The organism is Acinetobacter genomosp. 15BJ (assembly GCF_000400715.1).
In the GTDB taxonomy this organism is placed as follows: domain Bacteria; phylum Pseudomonadota; class Gammaproteobacteria; order Pseudomonadales; family Moraxellaceae; genus Acinetobacter.
The window spans coordinates 87,879-111,813 of sequence record NZ_KE007346.1 but is presented as its reverse complement, the minus strand read 5'-3'; the positions used below and the strand labels follow the sequence as shown (position 1 = coordinate 111,813).

The 23,935-nt window shown below is 39.3% G+C and carries 22 protein-coding genes; 11 read left to right on the top strand and 11 right to left on the bottom strand.

The window, feature by feature from the left end:
* Window positions 1-36 precede the first annotated feature (36 nt).
* From F896_RS16095 to F896_RS16110, 4 genes are all read left to right on the top strand, one after another.
* Entirely contained in the window at window positions 37-411 is a 375-nt protein-coding gene (locus F896_RS16095) for a hypothetical protein (protein ID WP_004652439.1), read from the top strand.
* Between the two features lie 311 nt (window positions 412-722).
* Window positions 723-2,525, top strand: coding sequence for an acyl-CoA dehydrogenase C-terminal domain-containing protein (locus F896_RS16100; RefSeq protein WP_016162626.1), 1,803 nt, complete (start codon window positions 723-725; stop codon window positions 2,523-2,525).
* Between the two features lie 162 nt (window positions 2,526-2,687).
* Window positions 2,688-4,469, top strand: coding sequence for an acyl-CoA dehydrogenase C-terminal domain-containing protein (locus F896_RS16105; RefSeq protein WP_016162625.1), 1,782 nt, complete (start codon window positions 2,688-2,690; stop codon window positions 4,467-4,469).
* Window positions 4,470-4,591: 122 nt separating this feature from the next.
* Window positions 4,592-5,089: a phosphate-starvation-inducible protein PsiE gene (locus F896_RS16110; RefSeq protein ID WP_004652444.1), complete on the top strand. Its 498-nt coding sequence runs from the start codon at window positions 4,592-4,594 to the stop codon at window positions 5,087-5,089.
* Between the two features lie 41 nt (window positions 5,090-5,130).
* On the opposite strand, the gene F896_RS16115 is transcribed toward F896_RS16110, so the two are convergent.
* Complete coding sequence (locus F896_RS16115) at window positions 5,131-5,502, bottom strand: RcnB family protein (RefSeq protein ID WP_016162624.1); 372 nt, start codon at window positions 5,500-5,502, stop codon at window positions 5,131-5,133.
* 152 nt (window positions 5,503-5,654) lie between these two features.
* Window positions 5,655-6,146, bottom strand: coding sequence for an RcnB family protein (locus F896_RS16120; protein ID WP_016162623.1), 492 nt, complete (start codon window positions 6,144-6,146; stop codon window positions 5,655-5,657).
* A gap of 178 nt (window positions 6,147-6,324) precedes the next feature.
* Between F896_RS16120 and F896_RS16125 the strand changes: the two genes are divergently transcribed.
* On the top strand, window positions 6,325-6,762 hold the full coding sequence (locus F896_RS16125; protein WP_016162622.1) for a hypothetical protein: 438 nt from the start codon (window positions 6,325-6,327) through the stop codon (window positions 6,760-6,762).
* Window positions 6,763-6,846: 84 nt separating this feature from the next.
* Here F896_RS16125 and F896_RS16130 read toward each other — a convergent pair whose 3' ends face one another.
* The 3 genes from F896_RS16130 to F896_RS16140 all read right to left on the bottom strand — a co-directional run bounded on the left by F896_RS16130 (window position 6,847) and on the right by F896_RS16140 (window position 9,768).
* A complete protein-coding gene (locus F896_RS16130; RefSeq protein ID WP_016162621.1) occupies window positions 6,847-7,656 on the bottom strand; it encodes a hypothetical protein in 810 nt (269 codons plus the stop codon).
* A gap of 25 nt (window positions 7,657-7,681) precedes the next feature.
* Window positions 7,682-9,145, bottom strand: coding sequence for a phospholipase D family protein (locus tag F896_RS16135; RefSeq protein WP_171069636.1), 1,464 nt, complete (start codon window positions 9,143-9,145; stop codon window positions 7,682-7,684).
* A 206-nt stretch (window positions 9,146-9,351) separates the two neighbouring features.
* A complete protein-coding gene (locus F896_RS16140; protein WP_016162619.1) occupies window positions 9,352-9,768 on the bottom strand; it encodes a carboxymuconolactone decarboxylase family protein in 417 nt (138 codons plus the stop codon).
* Between the two features lie 108 nt (window positions 9,769-9,876).
* On the opposite strand from F896_RS16140, the gene F896_RS16145 reads away from it, so the two are divergent.
* Window positions 9,877-10,191 carry a winged helix-turn-helix transcriptional regulator gene (locus tag F896_RS16145; RefSeq protein WP_005208839.1) on the top strand — a complete coding sequence of 105 codons (315 nt, stop codon included), beginning with the start codon at window positions 9,877-9,879 and terminating at the stop codon, window positions 10,189-10,191.
* A gap of 132 nt (window positions 10,192-10,323) precedes the next feature.
* On the opposite strand, the gene znuD is transcribed toward F896_RS16145, so the two are convergent.
* Both znuD and F896_RS16155 read right to left on the bottom strand, forming a co-directional pair.
* Window positions 10,324-12,396: a zinc piracy TonB-dependent receptor ZnuD gene (gene znuD / locus F896_RS16150; protein ID WP_016162618.1), complete on the bottom strand. Its 2,073-nt coding sequence runs from the start codon at window positions 12,394-12,396 to the stop codon at window positions 10,324-10,326.
* A 222-nt stretch (window positions 12,397-12,618) separates the two neighbouring features.
* Window positions 12,619-13,875 (bottom strand): O-antigen ligase family protein, encoded by a 1,257-nt coding sequence (locus tag F896_RS16155; protein WP_016162617.1) that lies wholly within the window; start codon window positions 13,873-13,875, stop codon window positions 12,619-12,621.
* Window positions 13,876-14,076: 201 nt separating this feature from the next.
* Between F896_RS16155 and F896_RS16160 the strand changes: the two genes are divergently transcribed.
* From F896_RS16160 to F896_RS16175, 4 genes are all read left to right on the top strand, one after another.
* On the top strand, window positions 14,077-14,847 hold the full coding sequence (locus tag F896_RS16160) for a DUF4184 family protein (RefSeq protein ID WP_016162616.1): 771 nt from the start codon (window positions 14,077-14,079) through the stop codon (window positions 14,845-14,847).
* Between the two features lie 144 nt (window positions 14,848-14,991).
* Window positions 14,992-16,773, top strand: a complete 1,782-nt coding sequence (gene aspS, locus F896_RS16165) for an aspartate--tRNA ligase (RefSeq protein WP_016162615.1) — start codon at window positions 14,992-14,994, stop codon at window positions 16,771-16,773.
* A 124-nt stretch (window positions 16,774-16,897) separates the two neighbouring features.
* Entirely contained in the window at window positions 16,898-17,119 is a 222-nt protein-coding gene (locus F896_RS16170) for a hypothetical protein (RefSeq protein WP_004802750.1), read from the top strand.
* 4 nt (window positions 17,120-17,123) lie between these two features.
* Window positions 17,124-17,990 carry a lysophospholipid acyltransferase family protein gene (locus tag F896_RS16175; protein ID WP_016162614.1) on the top strand — a complete coding sequence of 289 codons (867 nt, stop codon included), beginning with the start codon at window positions 17,124-17,126 and terminating at the stop codon, window positions 17,988-17,990.
* Between the two features lie 28 nt (window positions 17,991-18,018).
* On the opposite strand, the gene F896_RS16180 is transcribed toward F896_RS16175, so the two are convergent.
* The 4 genes from F896_RS16180 to F896_RS16195 all read right to left on the bottom strand — a co-directional run bounded on the left by F896_RS16180 (window position 18,019) and on the right by F896_RS16195 (window position 22,755).
* A complete protein-coding gene (locus F896_RS16180) occupies window positions 18,019-18,825 on the bottom strand; it encodes a glycosyltransferase family 25 protein (RefSeq protein ID WP_016162613.1) in 807 nt (268 codons plus the stop codon).
* 136 nt (window positions 18,826-18,961) lie between these two features.
* Window positions 18,962-19,735: a glycosyltransferase family 25 protein gene (locus F896_RS16185; protein ID WP_016162612.1), complete on the bottom strand. Its 774-nt coding sequence runs from the start codon at window positions 19,733-19,735 to the stop codon at window positions 18,962-18,964.
* Complete coding sequence (locus F896_RS16190; protein WP_081402370.1) at window positions 19,732-20,529, bottom strand: glycosyltransferase family 25 protein; 798 nt, start codon at window positions 20,527-20,529, stop codon at window positions 19,732-19,734. The genes F896_RS16185 and F896_RS16190 overlap by 4 nt, the downstream gene beginning before the upstream one ends.
* Window positions 20,530-20,931: 402 nt before the next feature.
* Window positions 20,932-22,755 carry an HAD-IA family hydrolase gene (locus F896_RS16195; protein ID WP_228130603.1) on the bottom strand — a complete coding sequence of 608 codons (1,824 nt, stop codon included), beginning with the start codon at window positions 22,753-22,755 and terminating at the stop codon, window positions 20,932-20,934.
* A gap of 259 nt (window positions 22,756-23,014) precedes the next feature.
* Here F896_RS16195 and F896_RS16200 point away from each other — a divergent pair, with 259 nt between their 5' ends.
* Window positions 23,015-23,917: a hypothetical protein gene (locus F896_RS16200; RefSeq protein ID WP_016162609.1), complete on the top strand. Its 903-nt coding sequence runs from the start codon at window positions 23,015-23,017 to the stop codon at window positions 23,915-23,917.
* The last annotated feature ends 18 nt before the right edge of the window (window positions 23,918-23,935 follow it).

The following is a 23,935-nucleotide window of genomic DNA, read 5'->3' as shown; positions in this document are numbered from 1 at the left end:
ACCATCGAATCACAACTGATCATGCTGGATAAAACAATGAACAAGACAAAAATCGTATTGATGACCACCCTACTCGGTTCTGTTTTAGGTTTGGCTGCCTGTCAGTCAACCACACCAGCGGAACAGTCAATGGATCGTGACCATCACCGCCATAATATGCAACGTGCACCACTTACACCAGAACAACGTGCTGAATGGCAAGCCAAACGTGAACAGCGCTTAGAGCAACGCGAACAAATGCGTCAGGAACATCAAGCACAACGTGCCCAGATTGAGCAAGCCTGCCAAGGAAAGCGTATCGGAGAACGCGTGAATGTTCAATGGAATAAGCGTGTAATTGAAGGCACCTGTGAAGTTCGTTTTACCCCAGATAAATCACAGTTCAAACGCCAAGCCAACGCAACTACTTAATCCCCCAGTTCCTCATCGGCGCTTTTAAAGCGCCTTTTTTTATGGCCAAAGCATATTCATTTTTAAGTACACAGCTGCTTACGATTTTGCCGCTGCAGTTTCACTCAAAAGCCTAAAAAGCACCTACAATCTAAACGCTTAAACAGGTTGAACCATAAACTTTGACTTCACAGTCACTAAGAAATGACCTGCAAAAGCTTGTACCGAACTATAACTTGTTGCACGATTAGCAGTACAAAATGGTGCTGTTGGGCACATTTATCATTGACTAAGATTATAACTCTGGTTTAACCAGTATTGAGGAACCCGCTATGCCACAATACAAAGCACCCTTACGTGATATGCAGTTCGTATTGCACGAATTATTAAATGCTGAAGCACATTACGCGAAACTTCCTGCATTTCAAGACACTGTAAGCCGTGAATTGGTTGATCAATATTTAGAAGCAGCGGCTGATTTCTGCGAAAACGAACTTTCTCCTTTAAACCAAGTCGGCGACCGTGAAGGTTGTACTTGGAATGACGGTGTTGTAACAACGCCTACAGGCTTTAAAGAAGCGTATCAAAAATATATCGAACTTGGCTTCCCATCTCTTTCTGCTGATGAAGAATTTGGCGGTCAAGCATTACCAAACTCTTTAGGGATCTCTATCTCTGAAATGGTGGGTACTGCAAACTGGTCATGGGGCATGTACCCTGGTCTTTCTCACGGTGCTGTTCGTACTTTAGAACATCACGGTTCTGACGAGCAAAAGAACACTTACTTGCCAAACCTTGTTTCAGGTGTTTGGACAGGTACCATGTGCTTAACTGAATCTCATGCAGGTTCTGACCTCGGTATTATCCGTTCTAAAGCTGAACCAAATGCTGACGGTAGCTACGCAATCTCTGGCGAGAAAATCTTTATCTCTGCTGGTGAACACGACATGGCTGACAACATCATCCATATCGTACTTGCACGTTTACCAGGTGCGCCAAAAGGCACTAAAGGGATCTCTTTATTCATCGTGCCTAAATTCCACGTCAATGCTGATGGTTCAGTTGGCGAGCGTAATGCAGTACGTTGTGGTTCAATCGAACACAAAATGGGTATCCATGGTAACGCAACGTGTGTCATTAACTTTGACCAAGCAAAAGGTTACTTGATCGGACCTGAAAACCGTGGCTTAAACTGCATGTTCACCTTCATGAACACAGCACGTATTGGTACAGCGGTTCAAGGTTTATCTGCATCTGAATCTTCTTTCCAAGGCGCTTTAGCGTATGCGAAAGATCGTTTGGCAATGCGTTCTCTTTCTGGTCCTAAAGCACCTGAAAAAGAAGCAGATCCAATTATTGTTCATCCAGCTGTTCGTAACATGCTTTTAACGCAAAAATCATTTGCTGAAGGTGGTCGTGCGTTGGTTTACTTATTGGCTCAATATGCAGATATCGTTGAAAAAGGCGAAACTGAAGAAGAGCGTAAGTTTGCTGACAACATCTTGTCTTTGTTAACACCAATTGCAAAAGCATTCTTAACTGAAACGGGTTCTGAATCTGCGAAGCACGGCGTACAAGTATTTGGTGGTCACGGCTTCATCTCTGAACACGGTATGGAACAAATCGTACGTGATACACGTATTGCTTGCTTATACGAAGGTACCACTGAGATTCAAGCACTTGACTTGTTAGGTCGTAAAGTCTTGCAAACTCAAGGTGCGATGTTGAAAGACTTCACCAAGATCATCCATAAATTTGTTGAAGCAAACAAAGACAATGCTGCAATGCAAGAGTTCGTTGCGCCATTGGCTGCTGCAAACAAAGAATGGGGCGACATCACCATGCAAATTGGCATGCGTGCAATGCAAAACCCGGATGAAGTTGGTGCAGCTGCGGTTGACTACTTATACTTCTCTGGCTATGTAACGCTTGCTTACTTATGGGCACGTATGGCACTTGTTGCTCAAGAGAAACTAGCTGAAGGCTCAACTGAAGTTGACTTCTACAATGCAAAAGTGACCACCGCTCGCTTCTACTTCAAGAAGATCTTGCCACGTGTTCGTTCGCATGTAGACGTACTTTCAACTGGCGTTGCGCCATTGTTTGAACTTGATGCGGAACACTTCGCTTTCTAAACATAGTTTAGAATGAGATGCAACGTTCATCACAGAAAAAGGACTGGTCAGTTTTGACCGTCCTTTTTTTGTTTAATCAATGCTAAATTTATACGATTCAATTTATTTGTTCGTTTTATTTGATCACTTTGCACATGAAACTGTGCGTAGAAGGGAACGATTATGCCAATTTACAATGCTCCTTTAGCAGACATGAAATTCATCTTAAATGATGTATTTAAAGCAGAACAATTTTGGCAGTCTAATGAGAAACTGGCTCATGTAGATGCTGCAACAGCTGAAGCAATTTTAGAAGAAATGGCGAAGTTTGCCCAAAACGTGACACATCCGTTAAACCGTACGGGTGATGAAGAAGGTGCACGTTGGGAAAATGGCGAAGTTTTCACCCCAGCAGGTTTCAAAGAAGCATTCCGTCAATACGCTGATGGCGGTTGGATCGGCTTAGGTGCTGATGAAGAATGGGGCGGTCAGGCAATGCCAAAAATGCTGACTGTATTGTCTGATGAAATGTTATTCGCGACGAATCCATCATTCATGCTCTACCCACTTCTTTCTGTAGGTGCTGGTATGGCCTTAAACAGCTATGCCTCACAAGAGCAAAAAGAAACTTATTTACCTAAAATCTACTCTGGCGAATGGTCAGGCACAATGTGCTTAACTGAACCACATGCAGGTACAGATTTAGGTATTATCAAAACTAAAGCTGAACCTAATGAAGATGGTACGTATAACATTACGGGTACTAAAATCTTCATCACCGGTGGTGATAACGATCTAGCTGAAAACATCATTCATCTTGTTCTTGCCAAGACGCCTAATGCGCCTGCGGGTTCACGTGGTATTTCTTTATTCATTGTTCCAAAGTTCCTGTTAAATGAAGACGGTTCTTTAGGCGAGCGCAATCCTGTTGGCCCTGGTTCAATCGAACACAAAATGGGGATCAAAGCCTCTGCTACTTGCGTGATGAACTTTGACGGTGCTAAAGGCTACCTTGTTGGTAAAGAAAACGAAGGTCTTGCTGCAATGTTCGTCATGATGAACTACGAACGTTTGTCGATGGGTATCCAAGGTCTGGGTGCTTCTGAATTTGCTTATCAAAATGCAGCACAATACGCGACTGACCGTTTGCAAGGCCGTAGCGCAGCAGGTGTTCAATCACCAAATAAACCAGCGGACAGCATTTTAGTTCATGGTGATGTACGTCGTATGTTGCTCAACGTACGCGCGAATAACGAAGCATCACGTGCATTTGCAGTTTATGTAGGTCAACAACTGGATATCACCAAGTTCTCGACTGATGCAGAAGCTGTGAAGCAAGCGAACAACCGTGTTGCACTGTTAACACCAATCGCAAAAGCTTACCTCACTGATACAGCCTTCCAAGCAACCTTAGATGCACAAATGGTCTTTGGTGGTCACGGTTATATCCGTGAATGGGGTATGGAACAATGTATCCGTGATCTTCGTATTGCTCAAATTTACGAAGGGACTAACGGTGTTCAGTCTCAAGATTTAATTGGTCGTAAAACCATTAAATGTGGCGGCGCATTCATTGCTGAGTACATCACTGAAATCCGTGACTTCGCCAATGATCTAGACACCGATTTAAACTTCATTAAAGATGCAACTTTAGACGCTGCTACTGAAATTGAAGCCATCACGCAGTTCATTATCGAGCAAGCAGCTGAAAATGTTGACTTCCCGAACTCAGCTGCAGTTGACTACTTACATGCAGTCGGCTTACTCAGCTTCGCCTATATGTTTGCAAAAATTGCGGCTGCTGCAAAAGACAAGTCGGGTGATTTCTACCAAAACAAAATTGCATTAGCGCAATACTTTGTAGACCGTATTTTGCCTGAATTAGATGCACGTTTAGCGAAAATCAAAGCAGGTTCTGACTTGATCATGAACTTCAGCGAAGATTACTTCACAAACCAAGCTTAATTTTGGTGTGATGTTAAAAACTGCCTCAATCATTTGGTTGAGGCAGTTTTTTTATCGCTATAATAAAATCAGCATAAAACTTGCATAACATTCTAATGATCATGTTGAGAATATAAATCGCTATGTCTAATTCAAGAGAGAAACTTGAAGGCTTACCTCGCCTACTTGATCGCTTTGGTCACTACGCTGTTGAAGCTTTTCATTATTTAGCCTTATTTATTATCGGCTGTATGATTGCATGGTCAGCCGTACATACCGTGATTGAAATTCTGACCGTAAAACAGTACGCCACCATTGATGACATCTTGCTGCTGTTTATCTATTTAGAATTAGGCGCCATGGTGGGGATTTATTTCAAGACCAATCACATGCCGGTACGCTTTTTGATTTATGTCGCGATTACTGCACTCACCCGTCTGTTGATTGCTGATATTCAGCATAACCATAAAGCTTCTATGGATTTGGTGATTACCACTGGCTCCATTTTAATTTTAGCGGTGGCGATTTTGGTGGTCCGATTTGCTTCATGGAACTACCCTTCTGTGATTCGGGGCAAGGATCAAGAACAACAATTACCTTCCAACAAAACACCTCGACCGCAAGATGACGAACTGGCATAAATAAAAAAGCAGGCATATGGCCTGCTTTTTTATTGCATCTATTATGCAATGCGGAAGACACGATATTTCGAATCCACCAACACATATTTGCCTTGTACCTGCATCCAGTTATAGCCGCGAGGTGGTTCATATAAACGGTGAGTACGATAGTTCGAAACCACATAGCGGTTACTACGGAATTCTGAGGGTAAACGCTCACCACGCTTGAAATTAATACGTTGACCATAATGATTACCTCGGTCGCCATTCGACCAGCGCGGCTGTTCACGATGATCGTAACGGTGGTCATAACGATCATAGCGGTTATCGTAGCGATCTCTATGATCATGATTCCAACGATTTGAATCCGCCATAGCTGAGGCCGAAACACCCAACATAAGTGTTGATACCAGTAATACTGCGGTCTTCTTCATTATTTAATCCTCTGTTTTTCGATCTGAAATCAGATTAAGAAAAACTCAAGGAGAAAGCATGAATAAAACTCGCGAGATTGCAAAGCTTTGTAATGAATAGCGAGAAATTATGGAGAATCCTCTAGAGACTTCATTTTAAAAATCATCAAAAATCAGCGAATAATCTCAATGGTAAAATTATCATCAGTCACTAAAAGATAACGTCCATCGACGACGACCCAATGTCTGCCACGTGGTGGTTCACGTAAGGAGTAATAGCCCCAGTCCCGAACCACATAACGCTCGCTACGAAACTCACCCGGCAATTCATTGCCCACGACGAAAGACTCACGGCGATAGCTGCGGTCATATTGTGTGTCTGGATAATATTCGACACGAACACCCGGTCGATGATTCGGATGAGGATAGTAGTTATTTTGATTGGGTTGATAGTAGTAGCCTTTCGGCGGCGCTGTCGGTGTATAACGTTGGTTCGAAAAAGCGAATGGATCTTGTGTGGGCTGCTGATAGGCAGGTGTAGTCTGATGGGAAGAGCGACGTTCTACCCCACTATAGCCACTCCAAGCATTGTCCGCATAGCTCATCACTGGGAGATAGCTCAATACAGCTGCCAAGCCATAAATATAAGGTTGAAATTGCTTCATTGTGATCTCCCTAAAAGCAGAGTATCTGTCTATTTTAGAATAAAAAATAAGCACAACTGTTGTAATAATATTTTTTCAGATTAGCTGTTGAATTCCCAAGATAAACAGCAGCGAGCTACAGCTCCGCCGAGATATGCTAAAATCATTTTTTTGTTTTAAGGCAACATCTGTGGCTGAAATGAATTTTGATCGTCTCTATCAATTCTTTTGCAAAGTTCCAAGTGTGCAAGAAGCACGTATCGTTGCGCACGGTGCAGATGGTCAACATGCATGGTGGTTTAAATTCAATATTGATGTTGAACATCCTTTAGCATGGCAAACCGTTCAAGAACTTGGACATGTTCTCAATTATTTGTCCACCAATGAACGCTTACCGACCCAATTCTTCCCCGTATCTCCACCACCCTATATGAACGGTGAAGCTAAAGATTTCTTGGCTTGGGTAATCCAATGTAATCATCCAGAATTCACTCCAGATGTGGTCTGTGACTGGCTAGAAGCCCGCTTACCGAATCCTGTCGATGATGAAACTCAGTGGAAAATCAAAACAGATATAAGTGAACTTGAGCAAATGGCTGATAAGGATTTAGATCAATTAATCCCGCCAAGCCCTTAATTTTTTTATTGATGATGTATGTCTTTCAACAAGCTGAAGAGCAAGCAAAGGTCCACATTCAGCTTGTTGAGCTCACGTTCTGAATCACGATAAGTCATAACCCAAATATTCTTGTGGGGATTCCGAATAAGGTAAAATCAGATAATTGTTTTTAAAAATCAGGTCTTTCATTGCCTTTTGATGAGAGGAATCTAAAGGATAAATCAAAGACAAATCCTGAATTAAATCTTCAATTTTTTCGGCTTCAAAATCTGCTGTTTTGATCCATCCCAATAACGCTGCTCCGAGTCCGATAAATTCAAAACCATAGTGCTGCATTCTCTGAATCAGCGCATAATTCTCGAAGGGATCAAAATCACAAGAAAAATAGCCATTCGGTAGCATCGCCAGTTTCAACGCTTCAGTTTCAATATCCGCGACTTTAACTTCGATAACACCGTCCAGTGAAATCAATAGATCTTGATTGAAATAAAGCAATGCTTCTAAGTCATTTTCATCGTAATGCTGCATTTTTTCAGCAAGGTTTTCAAAGTGCTGCTGCTGTGCGGGATCATTCAACTGTTGAAGATAATGCTGCAATTGCTTTGGAACACAAACATTTTGATAGGTTTGCTCCCATCGTGGATCATCGACTTCAATCCCCTTGAGATCGTCACTAAAATCAACATACAAACGCTCATCCTCAACCGCATGCATCGAGGTATATTTTGCTTGTGCGGCATCATCCAAAACCAGAAACACTTTTTTAGGATAAACATCCTGTTTAAGGGAGCGATAACATTCTAAGAGTTCTGCCCAACTGTGAATTTCAACAATATCTGCATAATGATTAAATTGATGTACATCTAAATCAATCTGCTCATCCTGTCTAATATTCAGTTTAATTTTCGCCATTGCGTAGAACCCCCATTATGCTGAATTAAAAAGTGGATAAGCCTGACCATTCCATAAAACGATACAGCCAGTATTTTGCTTTTGACTCATCGGCATATTTTGCATAATCCACCGTGATTTGACGGCCATTTGCATTTGTCCATGCTGCATCAAAATACTGTCCCGCATCTTTAAACACAGGTGCTTGCGCCGCACCAATCACACGCATGTCGGTTTCAAGATTATAATTTTTTAAATTACGTGCAGTTAAATTGGCAGAACCCAGAATGATCTCCGATTGCTGAGCATTTGATTTAAGCAGCATTTTGCTATGACATTGTTCGCCACGGGTATCACACCAACGGATTGGAATACCGACTGCATTCAGTTCAGAAGCCACTTGACGATTGGGAATGCCATTCTTTTGGCGACCAAACGCATCTTTATTCGGGTCAAGCATAATACGAATGTTAACGCCACGTTGCTGCGCCTGCTTGAGTGCATCAATGATATTGCGTTCTGATAAATAGAACATCGCCATATCCAGATGCTCTTTGCTCTTGGCAGTTTCAATCATTTTCAGCACAGCGTCGTAAATTGCTTTTTCAGTCAGGACTTGCACTTGTGGCAAGCTTTTATCTTCAGCCAGCCCACCCATAATCACAAATGGACTCGAACCTTTTGACATATTGGCTACAGCTTGCTCGGTTTGTAACACATCAATCGCTGTTGGCCCATCCACGACCAAGGCCACATTGCTATGATGTGAACTACCATCATGTGGATTGGCCGAAGTCACCAAGCTTTTCCAGCCATCCACAGTATCAACTACCAAGGTTTTACGATGATTGGCTTTGAAATTAAACAATTCCAGATAACTACGCAAAGTAATTTTATCTTTGCCAAAGGGACTACTTAACCAACCACCTTCTGGGTTATTACCTAAGTTTTGACAGCAGATATACCAGAGACCTGACCACAGCGGATTCGAAGCACGCAATGGCTTTAAATCAGTTTCGATGACATCCACACCTACTTGGCGTAGTTGTAGATAATGCTTTGGTGTTAACCCACCATAAACCGAATTAATCGGATCAGTAATCACCACAACTTCGACGTTTGGATGCAAACGACGCTTCACAATTAAGGCATCAGTCAATTCTTGCATCAAAGGAAATTGTTTGACTGTCGACTTACCCACTTCCTGATTAAATAGGAACATGTCCAGCACAATGGTACTCTGTGCCTGATCAATCAACTGGAATACTTCTTTGAAAATATGCTGATCAACTTGTTGTTGACCTTGCGCATCGATATAAGTCTGATCTGCTAAGAATTTCACATTGGCATGACGTAATTGCCCAGTAAAATCCAATCCCCTTGGGAGTGGTTTTACGGTGTGATAGATTGCCGAAGCAATGTATCCAATCGCAAAAATACACAATATGACTGCCATGTAACGTCGACCTGACCAGTTTAATTTTCGATGGATTCGTTGGAAGATACGCATATAAACAAAAAAAGCCCTAGCCGAATAAAAATCTCCCCAGCCCTCTTTATCAAAGAGGGGGAACTATATGTAGGCTAGAGCTTATGCTTTGATTTTTCAATGCTAATTTGGTGATTGTATAAAGAATTAATCTTTACCTTAATCTATTCATATTCGTTCAACCCTACACACTTCTCAACAACGCATGGATAATCGATGAAAAACAACTAAACTAGATCACCCAAAGTAATTCTTAGTCGATTCAAAGCCCCCATTAATGTAATGCTCGTCGTCAACTCAACAATTTCTCTTTCATTAAAATGTTCCGCCAACTGAGCTTTGATATATTCAACCTTGTCAGATAAGGTTGTGGTTGCTTCAGCCCATTCAAGCACCAGCTTTTGCTTTTCTGAAAAAGCATTTGAATGTTTATAGCCTGGAATTTTATCAATCAGCCCTTGTTCATGCCCCATATCTCTCAACTCTTGTGCATGGTAAGCGCAACAATAAGCACAACCATTCACCTGAGAAACGTATAGCTCAGCCAATGCAATCAAGCTAGGGTCTATACCTGACGCTCTAATTGAAGTATGAGCTGAGTACAAATGCTGAATCGTCTTCTTTGCAATTTCTTTATAGTCCATCGCGACATCACTTATACAGAAGGAAAAACCATTATTGAGGATCTAGTATAGATTGTAAATTAGGCATTAATTTGTTATATAGGTAACTTTTTTATACTTAAATTCACAATGAAAGATAATATTTCAGGGTGCTCTGTAGAAGAAGCGATGACCGTATTAGGTGGACGTTGGCGTATGCTTATTATTTCGTTTCTATTAGAGAAACCCATGCGTTTCAACGAATTACGCCGAGCGATTCCAAATATATCGCAAAGAATGCTGACCTTAGAACTACGATTTCTAGAAGAAGAAGGCTTTATTTTAAGAGAAGTATATGCACAAGTTCCGGTTAAAGTTGAATATTCCATCACGGCTGAAGGTCAAAAGCTCAAGAAATTGGTCAATACCTTACAAGAAGTTGGCTTATGGCTAAAATCAAGATAATAGCAATCGTTATTTATCTATTTCGAAAGCACTTGCTTGCAATTTATATCCTAAATAAAAAAGCCATTCGCAGAACAATACAACCGTATACTGCCTGCGAATGGCTTTTTCAATATTCTATTTTTAACTCAGTTAGAAGTTAAAATTCACCCCAACAGTAAAGTTACGACCCACTTGTGGAATCGTCGATAAGAATGATGCGTGTTGATACACCTGATCATCGAGCAAATTATTGGCATTTAGATAAACACGATAATCTGTAGCCTTACTATATTTACCTGTGTATGCCACACCTAAATTTAGCATGTTATAGCTTTGGGTATCCGTTTCATAAGCAGCGATCTTGTCTTGCTGGAACACATGATAGTATTCAGCTGAACCGCTAAAGCCATCACCAAAGTCCGCATTCACTTTGGTACCTAAACGTCCCGCAGGTACACGTGGTGCATTCTCATTGTCGATTTTGCCACGCACATAGTCACCAAATACACCAATTTTGTACATATCCGAAATCTGATAACCCGCCTCTGCTTCAGCACCGTAGAAACGTGCCTGATCTTGGGTATATTTCACTAAGCGGAAATCTTTATAACGATCTAAAGTTTGCGCGTAGATATAATCATCAAACCAGTTATGGTACACATGGACATGATAATCAAACTTGTTATTGTCATAATGGAAACCGAGTTCCACATTATTGGATTTCTCTTTCTTCAATTGATCATTACCCAACTCATAGGTATTGGTTGCGAAATGCCCACCATTGGCATATAGCTCCTGCGCTAATGGTAAACGTTCCTGATGAGAGGTTACGAAAGAAAGTTTATAGTTCGGTGCAAACTCCCAATTGGCCGCACCAGACACAGAAAAGGCTGAACCGTCGAAATCTTTTTTACTCGAATCTTCAATATCAATTTTTTGTTGGTCTGCACGCGCTGCCACTTCGACATGTACATCATTAAACTGTGCATGTTCTAAGGCAAAAATACTCCACTTCTTCGTGGTATTTGGCGCTAAGAACGCTTCCTCACCGGTGAGTTCTAGTTTTTGTTGACCATATTGGGTCCCAATCACCCCTTCCCATGGCCCAAGTGGGTTATGTACTAACTCTAAACGGCCATCATAACCCTTGTTTTTAAAACGAGTGGCGATGGTATCTTCTTCAATTTCATCATGTTTATAGTCAGTATAGCTGGCCTGAGCACGCAACTTTTTAAAGCCTGCAAACGGATCATTCAATTCTGTACGTACATCATAACGCTCAGACTTTAGATCAATCCAAGGTCCTGCTTCATGTGCATGATCGTGGTCGTGATCGTCATGACCATGATCATCACCATCCTCGTGATCATGATCGCCACAGTGTAAATGTGGACGCCCCGAAAGATGAGCACTACAGCTCTCATATTCATGGCTATGTCCAGGCAGACCATATTTATCTTGACGATTGCTATATGAAATTCCGGTAAAGCCACGGTCATAAATCCAAGACAAACCGACATTCACCGTTTCGCCTTTGGCAAAAGTATTACCGACACGGCGTTCACGTTCACCTTCATGCATATAGTTCGGCGCGATATAGTCATTGGCTTCACGATTTAAGCCTTCGACACGCAAGGCTACTTGATCACCGAGAGCAACGGTGACCCCAGCAGTTGCCAGTTTTTCATCACTGCCCGTGTTGTAACGTAAGCCAACATTCCCCTCATAACCATTTTCAGGCATTTTGGTTGGGATTTTGCTATCCATCACATTCACCAAACCACCTACTGTGCCAGCACCAAATAATAAGGTAGATGGACCACGAATCACTTCAACCTGTTGCGCTAATGCAGGATCTACAGTAACTGCATGGTCAGGAGATAAAGTTGATACATCAATATTTTCAGAGGAGTTTTGCAACACTTTTACCCGTGGTCCATCTTGGCCACGGATCACAGGCCTACTTGAGCCTGCACCAAATTGATTGGAGTAAATTCCAGGTTCACTGCTCAATGCTTCACCAATGGTGACAGCCCCCTGTTGCAAGCGTTTTTGATCCACGACGGTATCGGCAACCGCAAAATCTTTCGATGTTTGCTCTAGTGGATGTGCTTTAATTCGTATTGTCTCTAAGCTTGTCACTTGCTCATTTTCTGCTGCAAAAGTAGATACAGATACAACAGCTAAAATAGATAAGGTCAAAATATTCTGTGGAAATGACATATCGGGTCTCGAATCAGTCGATCATTATTTTTGTTATATTATAACATTTCACTTATTTTGCAATAAAAAACAGTGCAACAAAGAACATTTGCTACACTGCTTCTCCATGATTCAATGAAAGACCTTCAACGTCCGAGAAACGTTACCCCCATATCAGCCCAATTTTTTGATAAAAAAACCGACATTATTTCTCGATATGTCGGTTAAATTCCACCCAATTTATCAAAGCTTATTTTTGTCTTTCAATATGATAAAGCTCATTAAACTGGCTGTTATAAAAAAGAATATATAAGTGACATGAGGAAAGAATAAATAATATTCTGTTAATCCACTCAAGAGAAATGAAAATACAAATAAAAATCCAGCAAGTGCCAAATTTCTAACCAATTCATTTCTACTAAAAAATTGAGAGAAGAAAAATATCAGTGGCGTAAGCAATGAAATAATAAGACCTACCAAACCGATCAAGCCATTAGCAGCGAGATCTTGAAAGAAAATATTATGCTTATGTTGAAAACAACTCGGTAAAATACCTTGTTCAGCGAGATGGCAATGTTCCTTTTCAACACCATAAACACCAACGCCTATAACAGGCTGTTGTTGAAATAGTTCAATCGCATTGTGCCACATCACCAATCTAGAACCTGTACTGTTATTATAGCTATGATTCTCGATATGAGCCTTATCATTTTGAAATTCATCAAACCGATCAAATATGGGTGAGTTTGGAATAACAGCATTAGCAATCAAAAATATTAAAAGCAGTGCCCCACTAAAAAGTAACTTTATCTTCTGAGTTTTATAATAAAACAACGTTAAAAAAAACAGTAAAAATGGTATGACCAACCATGTCCCTCTAGAACCATGTAGTATAAAAGCAAATAAAGTAAACAAACTTATAGCTGTTATCAGATACGAGGATTTCGATTTTAAATAAAATGAAAAAACGAAAACTAAAATACTTAAAGAAACAAACACAATATCATACGATATAATTGGATTGTAAAAATCTGCCAGCAAGCCACGGTCGAAATCAAGTTGAAATCCGACAATCCAACTATAGACCAGCAAGAAGCCAATAATAATATATAAGACATAAAAAAATTGTTTGGTTTTAAAACCAAAATAATGATATATCGTTGGTAAAAAGCAGAAAGGGATTATCCACAGATACTGATTAACAATATTTTTATATGTTCTATATGGCCCACCTTGTGGAATAACATCCAACCGATCAAAAAGATAATAACTTAAGCTAAAAGTAAAAAAACTAATCAGACAGAAGACCACCAAGGGTATATTCATAATTATTTTTTTATTTTTAATAAAAACATAGGCAAACATTAAAGTATAGATAATTGAAACATACCAAACTCTAAATTTCTCATTAAAAATATAATAAAAAAATAGAATCAATATCGTCAATGAGATGAGTTTTGCGACTTTATTCTCACCCAAAAAAATTAAATTATACCCCATTACAAAAATTAAACCTCATCAACATCTGCAAACTGATTAACCATCAAAATAGACCAAAATTCATTGCATTATTTAAGCAAAAACACACTTACAATACAACATTGTAAAAAACAAGCATGACCGTCAGCCTATTTACAAATCTGATTATTTATTTATGATTCTTTCGCGTAAGATTTTATTATCTTTAATGCTTTTTTTATTATGCCTTTCACCCTTTCTCATGCAGTACTTGCCCCTCCCTTATCCAAATTAAGCAAAGGCCATTTACCACTTGCAGCTTTAGCAATTGGCTGTATGACACCAGATCTCTATCGCTTATTTACACAAGAAAATATCAGCTTAACCCACCAATGGTCAGGTCTTTTATTTCCCAATCTTCCGATCGGATTGTTCTTCTGCCTGCTGTGGTATTTGATCTATCGCCCCGTGATTTACCGCATTTTAGGTATTCATCATCCGTTAGAGCTCAATTCCTTTGATCATGTCTTATCTTTTATCTTGATGAGTTGTTTTGCCCTGAGCATAGGTATTACTACACATTTAATTTGGGATGGACTCACTCACCTCGACTTTCGAACATTTGCATTCAAAGAAATACTTGCCCAAAACATTTCACTTCTTGGCTTAAGTTATCCCCTGCATTTTGTCTTACAAATTGCCTCATCAGTGCTCACCTTACCCATCATTCTGGTCATGTCCTGGCATTATTACCTTAGGCATAAGCATAGCCATCCTGTTTCAACCAAAATAAAAACATTTGCACTACTAAGCTTCAGTGTTTCAATCATCACAGGGCTATTCGCAGTCTTAGACTACAACCAACAGATCAGCGCTGATCTATGGAATAATGAACGCTATTTTTATATAGGTAAATCGATTAATGAATTTACACAAGCAAGCTTAAGCTGGTTTACGGTGGCCTGCCTATTGTTTTTATTTTTTGATTGGATCACTCGTCTAAAATCAGTTTAAGTAGAAGTGTTGTTTTAAAATTCGCTTGAAAACATTAAGACTTGAGACTAGACGTTCAACAAGGCATAATCTCCCCTTCATTGGTGGTGCGCTGTTTACGCATTCACCTTCTACAGCCAATATAGTTTGGATACATAATTCAATATGATGCGCACTCATTACTGTGGCTCTTTAACAGAAGCCCAAATCGATCAAACCGTTACTTTATGCGGATGGGTTCACCGTCGCCGTGACCATGGCGGTGTGATTTTCCTTGATATGCGTGACCGTGATGGCCTCGTACAGGTGGTGATCGATCCAGATACACCTGAAGCATTCGCAACAGCAGATAAAGCACGTTCAGAATTTGTATTAAAAATTACAGGTCGTGTTCGTCGTCGCTATGAAGGTACTGAAAATGCCAACATGGTGAGTGGCCAGATTGAAGTTTTAGGTAAAGACATCGAAGTTCTTGCAGCTTCTGATACTCCGCCATTCCCATTGAATGACGAAAACACCAATATTTCAGAAGAAATTCGTTTGAAATACCGTTTCTTGGACATCCGTCGTCCTGAAATGTTAGAGCGCTTGCGTTTCCGTTCTAAAGTGACCAACTTGATCCGTAACTATTTTGAAGATCATGGTTTCTTAGACGTTGAAACACCAATTTTGACACGCGCAACCCCAGAAGGTGCACGTGACTATTTAGTGCCAAGCCGTGTTTCAAATGGTAGCTTCTACGCACTTCCACAATCACCACAATTGTTTAAACAATTGTTGATGGTGGGTGGTATCGACCGTTATTACCAAATTGCAAAATGTTTCCGTGACGAAGATTTACGTGCAGATCGTCAGCCTGAATTTACCCAAATCGACGTTGAAACATCGTTCATGAGTGACGATGACATCATGGATTTAATGGAAGGCTTAACGGTTAAAATGTTCAATGAATTATTGAATGTAAAATTCGATAAATTTGAACGTATGACTTATGCAGACGCTATGCGTGACTATGCATCTGACAAACCAGATATGCGTATTCCATTGAAACTTGTTGACGTTGCAGACTTAATGCAAGACGTTGAGTTCAAAGTATTCGCAGGCCCTGCAAAAGATCCTAAAGGTCGTATCGTTGCTTTACGCGTTCCTGGCGCTGGTTCATTGCCACGTAGTGCGATCGACGAATACACCAAATTCGTAGGCATCTACGGTGCAAAAGGCTTGGCTTACATCAAAGTCAACGAACTTGAAAAAGGTATCGAAGGTCTTCAATCTCCAATCGTAAAATTTATTGAGCCAATCGTGCTTGATCTACTAAAACGTGTTGGCGCTGAAAACGGCGACATCGTATTCTTCGGTGCGGATAAAGCAAAAGTTGTAAATGATGCGATGGGCGCACTTCGTGTGAAAATCGGTCATGACTTAAAGCTGACTACTTGCGAGTGGGCACCACTTTGGGTTGTTGACTTCCCGATGTTTGAAGAAACTGATGATGGTAAATGGACTTCTGTTCACCACCCATTCACACTACCAAAATCAAGTGTTGAAGAAGTGAAGAGCAATCCAGGTGAAGCACTTTCTGTTGCATACGATATGGTACTGAATGGTACTGAAATCGGTGGTGGTTCACTTCGTATCTATACTTTAGAAATGCAAAAAGCAATTTTTGAAGCTTTAGGTATTGGTGAAGAAGAAGCGGAAGAGAAATTTAGCTTCTTATTGAATGCATTACGTTATGGTGCGCCTCCGCACGGTGGTTTGGCATTTGGTCTTGACCGCTTGATCATGTTGATGACAGGTGCCTCTTCGATTCGTGATGTAATTGCATTCCCGAAAACCAAGACAGCTGAATGTCCATTGACACAAGCACCTGCACCAGTTGAAGCAAACCAATTGCGTGACTTAGGTATTCGTTTACGCGAAAAAGCAAAGGCTGAAGAGAAATAAACCATAGGTTTATGATTCAAATAAAACCCTGCTCTATGCAGGGTTTTATTATATTCGAGTTTTGCTTTGCGAACATGCCTGCTAGTGGCATAATAGACTGCTTTTTTATTGAGAGATCCGTCTTATGGCAATGCGTCCTGATGTACGTCGACATGCAATTGTACTTATTGTATTTTCACTTGCTCAATGGTTTTTCATGCGTTACATCTTGGCAAATGAACTCTTCAATATGGATACCAATCAACGCATTTTATACTTCTGTGTAAGCAGCTTGGCGGGTGCTCTACTGATTTTTGTCGCATTAATCTATATGGTGCTTAAGGGCAACGTAGATAAACAAGACTAAGATCATGTCGTTTTACGCTACTCTACTTCGTATTCTCCCTTTAGCACTTTTACGTAGTATCGCAAAAGTGGCGGCATACTTTATCAATCAAAATCCCAATAAAAGTATGCTGTGGAAAACCAGAGTCAACTTAGGGCTAGCCTATCCTCAACTTAGTCGAGAACAAAAAGAACAGCTCGCGAGAGAAAGTGTCACCAAACAATGCCTCAGTTATATTGAATCTGGTAAATGTTGGGCGATGTCACCTGAATGGAGCATTCAGCAGATTCATACAGTACATCATTTGGAGGTATTAACAGATGCGCTCAGTGATCCAAGAGGTGCACTGATTATTACCCCTCATTTGGGTACGTGGGAAATGATGAATGCATGGGTACATCAATACGGTATTCCAACCATCATGTACAAACCCATGAAAGATTCTAGTTTTAATGCTTTTGCCTTACATGCCCGTCAGCGTCTTAACGCCACTTTAGTCCCAACTGATGCATCTGGTGTAAAGGCCTTGTTTAAAAATCTAAAGCAAGGTGGCTTCAGTGTAATCTTGCCCGATCATGTCCCAGACCCGTCTGGTGGTGTTGTGGTTCCTTTTTTTGGCATTCCCTGCTTAACCAGCACACTTGCCAGTAAAATGGCTCAAAAAACCCAATGTCGCTTAGTTGGCTTAAGTTGTTTCCGCCGTGAAGATGGTGAAGGTTTTGATGTGTATTGTGATGACCTGAATGACCCACAACTGTATGATCGAGATATCGAAGTTGCGACAACTGCACTCAATCAAGCCGTTGAACAGATGATCAACCGCTTTCCTGCTGAATACATGTGGGGTTATAAACGGTTTAGAGGCGGAAAATCTGAATCTGCCTACAAATGAGTGGCTATTGATTTCAAGAGTCTTAAAACTATTTAAACTTCACTGTACGATAAGCAGAGAGATCCTTAAGTTTCAATATTTGAAAAATTAATCTTAAAACCTCTTTTTTTATTTTTAAAGATAGGCCCATTTGCTGCTTTTGTCGAAGTCTTTCTAGTTTTTCTGCCTTATGCCGAACAGCACGATCCTCTTCTAGATAACTTCCTAAATTATGATATTGATCATTCAGATAAAAATCTTGTGCACAAATTGCTGGCGTGATTTGGTAAGCTTTATACTTCCCATTTTTAACATTGCGGCCAAATAAAATATGATCTACAGGAACTAATTCTGGCATATCTGCAATCAGCTTAAGATAATGCTCAGCAGCTGCTTTTGATAAAATATAACCAGCCCCTCCTAAATGCATCCCTTTAAGATGATATAAACTTCTTCCATTTTTTGATAATTTTAAGAAAAAGGACAGATCAACTTTTTTATCAAAAGCTTCTAATTTGATAATGTGGACATCTTTGGGTATCCATGAAAAGTCATTGAAAAAGCACTGTATATTCTCACCTAAATACACGTCATCTTCAAAAATTGCCATATAGTCTAAGTCGAGATCAACAATCTTTTTCCACAACATAATATGACTTAACAAGCAGGCAACTTCACCTTTCGTGAGGCTTCCTCGCCGAGCCAAATCAATTCCTACACTTTTTGCTGCATCATCAGATGTAACTGGTGTAATTGCATCATAAAAGTGGAAATCAACTAAATATTTTTTAAACTCCGCATCTATATGCTGTCTTCTCTCAATTGCAGAATCCAAACTAATAACAAAAACACTCATTTAGGAAACCATCATATTTGAGAAAAAACAGCAGAATTATACAATTAAAATATATAAAATAAACCTCAAAGGAATATTCATACTATTCCACAATGTAAATCAACACAGATAATCCATTAATAAACAATACCATAGTTTAATTTTTATTAGTCACTGTAAATTTTAGTTTAGTTTTATAAGGAAACTCTTTCAATTGAGTCAAAAGACGCTTGAGCTCACGAGATAACTTCTGTAATCCTCTGGATTTAATTTTTTGTTTATTACGCCATTGCAGTGTTGTTTTAAACTTTTGATTTTGTGGATTTAATAAATAGTCCTGCATACATAATGCTGGATTTAATTGATAGATACCAAGCTGCCCTTCAGCGATATATTTTCGAAAAACAATTTGATCAACATGATCCAAAACAGGTTGTTCTTTCATATACTCAAGCAATGCCTTTGCTCCCTCATAAGAGAGAATATAGCCTGCTGCTCCAAGATGAGGGTTTTTTAATCGTCTCAAAATAAAATCTTTATGATCAAAGATTTGGGTTTTATCTAAATCTAAAATAACACTGTCGTAAGATTTTTCGAGCTTCACAATATCAACGTTTAACCAGTCTGATTGTTTTAAGAATAGCTCAGCATCATCCCCCAAATGGATATCATCTTCAAAAATTGCAATTGCTGACATTTCTTCATCAACAGCTTTTTGCCATAAGGAAACATGGCTTAATAAACAAGCCAACTCATTTCGACTTAAATCACCTTGATGAAGCGTAAGACCAATCTTTTCAGCTTGAAGATCAACCTGAGGTGGTTCGATAGCATCAAAGAAATGAAATGAAATTCCTTTTTCCCCAAACTGTTCTTCAATATGTATTCTACGATCAGCTGCGGACTGTAAACTGATGACAAAAGTTTTCACTTATATGTTACCCGACGAGCAAAAAATATAATTTTTAATTGGGTGCTAATACGAAGCAATTCTAAAAAAATCTTTTGCAGACCATTGGCTTTATTGGCTCTCATCCTCTTTTTTCTTTCCGGGGTAAGCTGACTTTTAAGTTGAATATTGGTTGATCTATAATGCAATATAGTATCTTGAATACATAGTGCAGGCTGCATTTGACACATTATAAAATTATGATCTTTAACAACGTGCTCAAACATCAAGTTATCTAAGGGAATAATATAGTCAATCTTTTCAATTTCATTTAATAAAAATTTTGCACCTTGCAATGACAGGATATAACCCGCTGTTCCTAAGTTTTTTCCAATTAACTTATAGATTTCTCGCCCTTCTTGCGGGAATTCTTTACATTTGGCCCCCAATATCACTTTCGGAGTAAATGCCTCTAACTTAATTAGATGCCAGTCTGGCTCGATCCAGTCAGATTGATTTAAGAATCTGTTTGCCTTTTCCCCTAAATGAATATCATCTTCAAAAATTGCCATATAGGGAATATTGTCATCGACAATCTTCTTCCATAAATGTACATGGCTCATAAAACAGGCAAGTTCACCCTTGGCAATATAGTTTTCATGCACACTAAGTTTCATGGCTTGTGCATCAGATGCAGCGATATCAGGAGTAATAGCATCGAAAAAGCTAAACTCTATTCCCTGTCTCTCAAATTGAGATGAAATATGATTACGGCGCTCAATTGCGCTAGAGAGACTGACAACAAACTTTTTCATATTGGGATAGGAGTAATTCATACAGATTAGGCGACATGCCTACAGGCGCTAAGAATACTTGTTTTTGATTATGATGTACATTATTTCAATCTTGCTTGACTGTTGCTTAAGCTAAGACCTTGTAAGTTATGGATAACCTTCAGTATTTCAAAAATAATCCCTTACTGTTCTTAGAGCTAAAACTTTTTGCATTACAAAACAGTAAAGTAGAATACAATAAGCCTAATAAAATCAATATGATAAAAAAAGGTAAAATCATCTTATTTCTAAGCCAACAAACAAATATAACAAATTACTGACAAGAATACAGATTTTCCAAGGAGTATCCCCCTATCAAAAACTGGCCCAAACTGTTTAGTCAAATTCAAATTAAAAGATAAGAGCTGGCAATTTCACATAGGACACTACCAGCGCCATTCAAACTCAAGAATGATGTTTGTTATAATTTCCTAAGGTTAATTGCAGTGAAAACCGCTTAAACAATAGCAATGTCCAGATAAAGTATCTTGTCTTAAGATATGGGAGAATACCGATTTTAATATGCTTAGCATGACTTTTTTTCACCTTTAATGGCTTAAATACGTGTAAAAGCAATGATTGTATTGGGGTTCTCCAAACCAACCCCTTCCACATATTTAGGGTTGTTTTAGGCTGTTTAAGGAAATCTGCCAACGACGTCTTCGTCGAGAATAGTGGTATAGAGCGATGATGTGAAACATCAACGGCTAAACGAACCTCTGTCATTTTTTCAACATCAACACAACTTGGATAGTCACAAAAGATATTGGCCCACGCAACAAGATCCCCACCTTCCAGATAAAGATTGGTTTGACCAAAAATAGCTTTTATATCTGCAAAAAATGCTTCAGCTCCCTGAACAATTTCAGCATAGTTTTCCTTAATGAGACGCTCATCCTTACTTGGATTATCTTTATATATCGGCTGCCCCTTCATCGAAACGCCATAAATTGGAAACTCAGGAGAACTTAAAAGCAATTCAACAAATTTCCAGTTCTTAGTAAATACATTTGAGTCTAAAGTATTTAAATTATTGGGAATAAATGTATCAAATGCATATTTTTTAGTGCGATATGGTAATAACGTAGACCAATAAAAACCACTGATTGGACGCTGTAACACATCTTCCAACATTTTCTGTGAGGTGAAAGCGACGGTCTTACTATCAATTATCCCGACCTGTTCATGTTTGCCTATGATCGTATCAATATAATGACGATAATCAGCGTACATTTGCTCAGCATGTTGTTCAAAATGATGCTTATACTCTTGAATAAAATGATGGTAATTACTGGCTTTGTTAAAAGATCGCCCTTCTGTTAATGCAGCAATATCCGCATATTTATGCGCATAAAAATCTACAATCGCTTTGGCACTCTCAATATTCTGCTTATCATAATCAAGTCGGTAAACCAGATTGAGTAGACGTGGGGCATATACATAACTCGTTTTAATTCCACCAACATGAAATTGTTTGAAAGCCTTTTGCAATAAATAACCATCTCGAGCGACAAACAAAAGATGATCGAGCTTTTTTTCTAGCGCCGCTGTTTCAATCCATTTACTATAGCCATAAGCCAAAGGTGCGGCATAGCTATAACCGATCTCTTGCCAATATGATGGTTTAGCCTGCAGCAAAGACTGATTTAACCATCTCATCGCCAACATTGCGATCAAAATGCTCTTGCCTAAATTGAGCGCTCCTTTTTCTGTAAAGCGTCTTGCTCGCTCATCAACAGCTAAAAACTGCTGTGCAACCTGTTTATATAAAATTGCTTGGACACCCAACTTCGCAGGTGCTCTATAATCCCCTTTCTTATTATCACCAATATGAACAATATCTTGTGCTCTCACCTTTAAATCAGAAAAGACCTGCTCAAACAATGTGCCTTTTTTCTTGGTTTTACCATAGCTGCTAGACACATATAAATGCTCAAAAGCGTGAAATTTATTTTTAATCAGTAATTGCTTCAAACTCTCAAATGAGTGGTACATATCTGAAACGACAATGACTTTCTTATTTAATTCAAGGGCATAATCCCAAAGTATTTTCATTTCTGGGTTCGGTTGTAAAACCATAAACTCCCAGTTTAATTCAATTTCTTTGGCGCATTTAAACTCAGCCTCAATTTCATTATAAATATCGTCATAGCAAATCTCTTGTCGATCCGGATTTTTCTTTCTCGCTCTAAATTCAGCCTCTCTTCGAGCCAGAGCAAAACCTTCCAAACATTGATCAATCTCGATATGTAAAAATAAATCTCGTGGAGATAAATATGGACGTAGCAATAAGGTATCAAAAATATCAAAAGAGACAATCTCTGCTTGGGCAATTTTCCGTTTTGCCTTTTCAATAAATATATTTATTATCATTACATTGCCTCACATAATCACTTTACAATATAACTAGAAGTAGGGAAATATTTCAAAAAAAGCCTCTCTTTTTAGACTATAATTATGAATAAAGCCTTAAAAATGGAAGCTAGGAATGACTAACTCCACAATTAAAATTTTTGTTGGTTGCGATCCTAATAACTGCGACTTAGAACAAATGATGGTTCTGGACTATAGTGTCCGCAAGCATACCAAACATCCTGTTGAAATTGTATGGATGCAGCTTAGCCACGATCAAAATAGTCCATGGTATACCAATCAACAAACAGACCAAGGTTGGCATACTGAGCATTGGGCGACTCCTTTCTCAGGCTTTAGATGGGCAATCCCTGAGTCATGTAATTTTGAAGGCCGTGCCATTTATATGGATGCGGATGTTGTGGTGTTATGTGACATCGCGGAGTTATGGGCACATCCTAAAAAAGATGATGCAATCGTGATTGCCAAAGGCGGTAAAAACTCAGCCAGACTGTGTACTTGTGTTTGGGATTGTGAAAAAGCCAAAGCATACCTTCCTTCATTAAAGGATATTCAAGCTGATCCTGAAAGCCATAAAAAGTTGATGCAGCTTTTAAAAGATCAACCCAAGTTAGTTCAACCCTATCAAGACTCCTATAATAATATTGATGGTGAAGGTTTCGCTGCTGATCAAATCAAAATCTTGCATTATTCAGATATGGGCACACAATTCAGCCATAAATATTCCTTACCACGGCTAGAGGCTGAGGGACAAAAACACTGGTTCGACGGTAAAATCATGCCGCATCCACGTGAAGATCTGACTGAACTGTTCGACCAATATTATCAAGAAGCCATTGCAGCAGGTTATCGCCCAGAGAACTATCGTATTGAGCCCTTTGGTGATTTTTCTAAAGCGACTCAAATTCATTATCGCGGCAACAAAGTAACTCGCCCAGAAGATAAAAATTGGTTTGCTCGTTCTTTACATAGCCTAAAAGCCAAATTGAAAAAGAAAAGTTTTTCTTTAGACGACTAATATTCAATCGAAACTAGA

Coding starts and splice junctions, on each gene's coding strand:
- F896_RS16095 (WP_004652439.1), top strand. CDS start 37: ATGAACAAGACAAAAATCGTATTGATGACCACCCTACTCGGTTCTGTT.
- F896_RS16100 (WP_016162626.1), top strand. CDS start 723: ATGCCACAATACAAAGCACCCTTACGTGATATGCAGTTCGTATTGCAC.
- F896_RS16105 (WP_016162625.1), top strand. CDS start 2,688: ATGCCAATTTACAATGCTCCTTTAGCAGACATGAAATTCATCTTAAAT.
- F896_RS16110 (WP_004652444.1), top strand. CDS start 4,592: ATGTCTAATTCAAGAGAGAAACTTGAAGGCTTACCTCGCCTACTTGAT.
- F896_RS16115 (WP_016162624.1), bottom strand. CDS start 5,502: ATGAAGAAGACCGCAGTATTACTGGTATCAACACTTATGTTGGGTGTT.
- F896_RS16120 (WP_016162623.1), bottom strand. CDS start 6,146: ATGAAGCAATTTCAACCTTATATTTATGGCTTGGCAGCTGTATTGAGC.
- F896_RS16125 (WP_016162622.1), top strand. CDS start 6,325: ATGAATTTTGATCGTCTCTATCAATTCTTTTGCAAAGTTCCAAGTGTG.
- F896_RS16130 (WP_016162621.1), bottom strand. CDS start 7,656: ATGGCGAAAATTAAACTGAATATTAGACAGGATGAGCAGATTGATTTA.
- F896_RS16135 (WP_171069636.1), bottom strand. CDS start 9,145: ATGCGTATCTTCCAACGAATCCATCGAAAATTAAACTGGTCAGGTCGA.
- F896_RS16140 (WP_016162619.1), bottom strand. CDS start 9,768: ATGGACTATAAAGAAATTGCAAAGAAGACGATTCAGCATTTGTACTCA.
- F896_RS16145 (WP_005208839.1), top strand. CDS start 9,877: ATGAAAGATAATATTTCAGGGTGCTCTGTAGAAGAAGCGATGACCGTA.
- znuD (WP_016162618.1), bottom strand. CDS start 12,396: ATGTCATTTCCACAGAATATTTTGACCTTATCTATTTTAGCTGTTGTA.
- F896_RS16155 (WP_016162617.1), bottom strand. CDS start 13,875: ATGGGGTATAATTTAATTTTTTTGGGTGAGAATAAAGTCGCAAAACTC.
- F896_RS16160 (WP_016162616.1), top strand. CDS start 14,077: ATGCCTTTCACCCTTTCTCATGCAGTACTTGCCCCTCCCTTATCCAAA.
- aspS (WP_016162615.1), top strand. CDS start 14,992: ATGATGCGCACTCATTACTGTGGCTCTTTAACAGAAGCCCAAATCGAT.
- F896_RS16170 (WP_004802750.1), top strand. CDS start 16,898: ATGGCAATGCGTCCTGATGTACGTCGACATGCAATTGTACTTATTGTA.
- F896_RS16175 (WP_016162614.1), top strand. CDS start 17,124: ATGTCGTTTTACGCTACTCTACTTCGTATTCTCCCTTTAGCACTTTTA.
- F896_RS16180 (WP_016162613.1), bottom strand. CDS start 18,825: ATGAGTGTTTTTGTTATTAGTTTGGATTCTGCAATTGAGAGAAGACAG.
- F896_RS16190 (WP_081402370.1), bottom strand. CDS start 20,529: ATGAATTACTCCTATCCCAATATGAAAAAGTTTGTTGTCAGTCTCTCT.
- F896_RS16200 (WP_016162609.1), top strand. CDS start 23,015: ATGACTAACTCCACAATTAAAATTTTTGTTGGTTGCGATCCTAATAAC.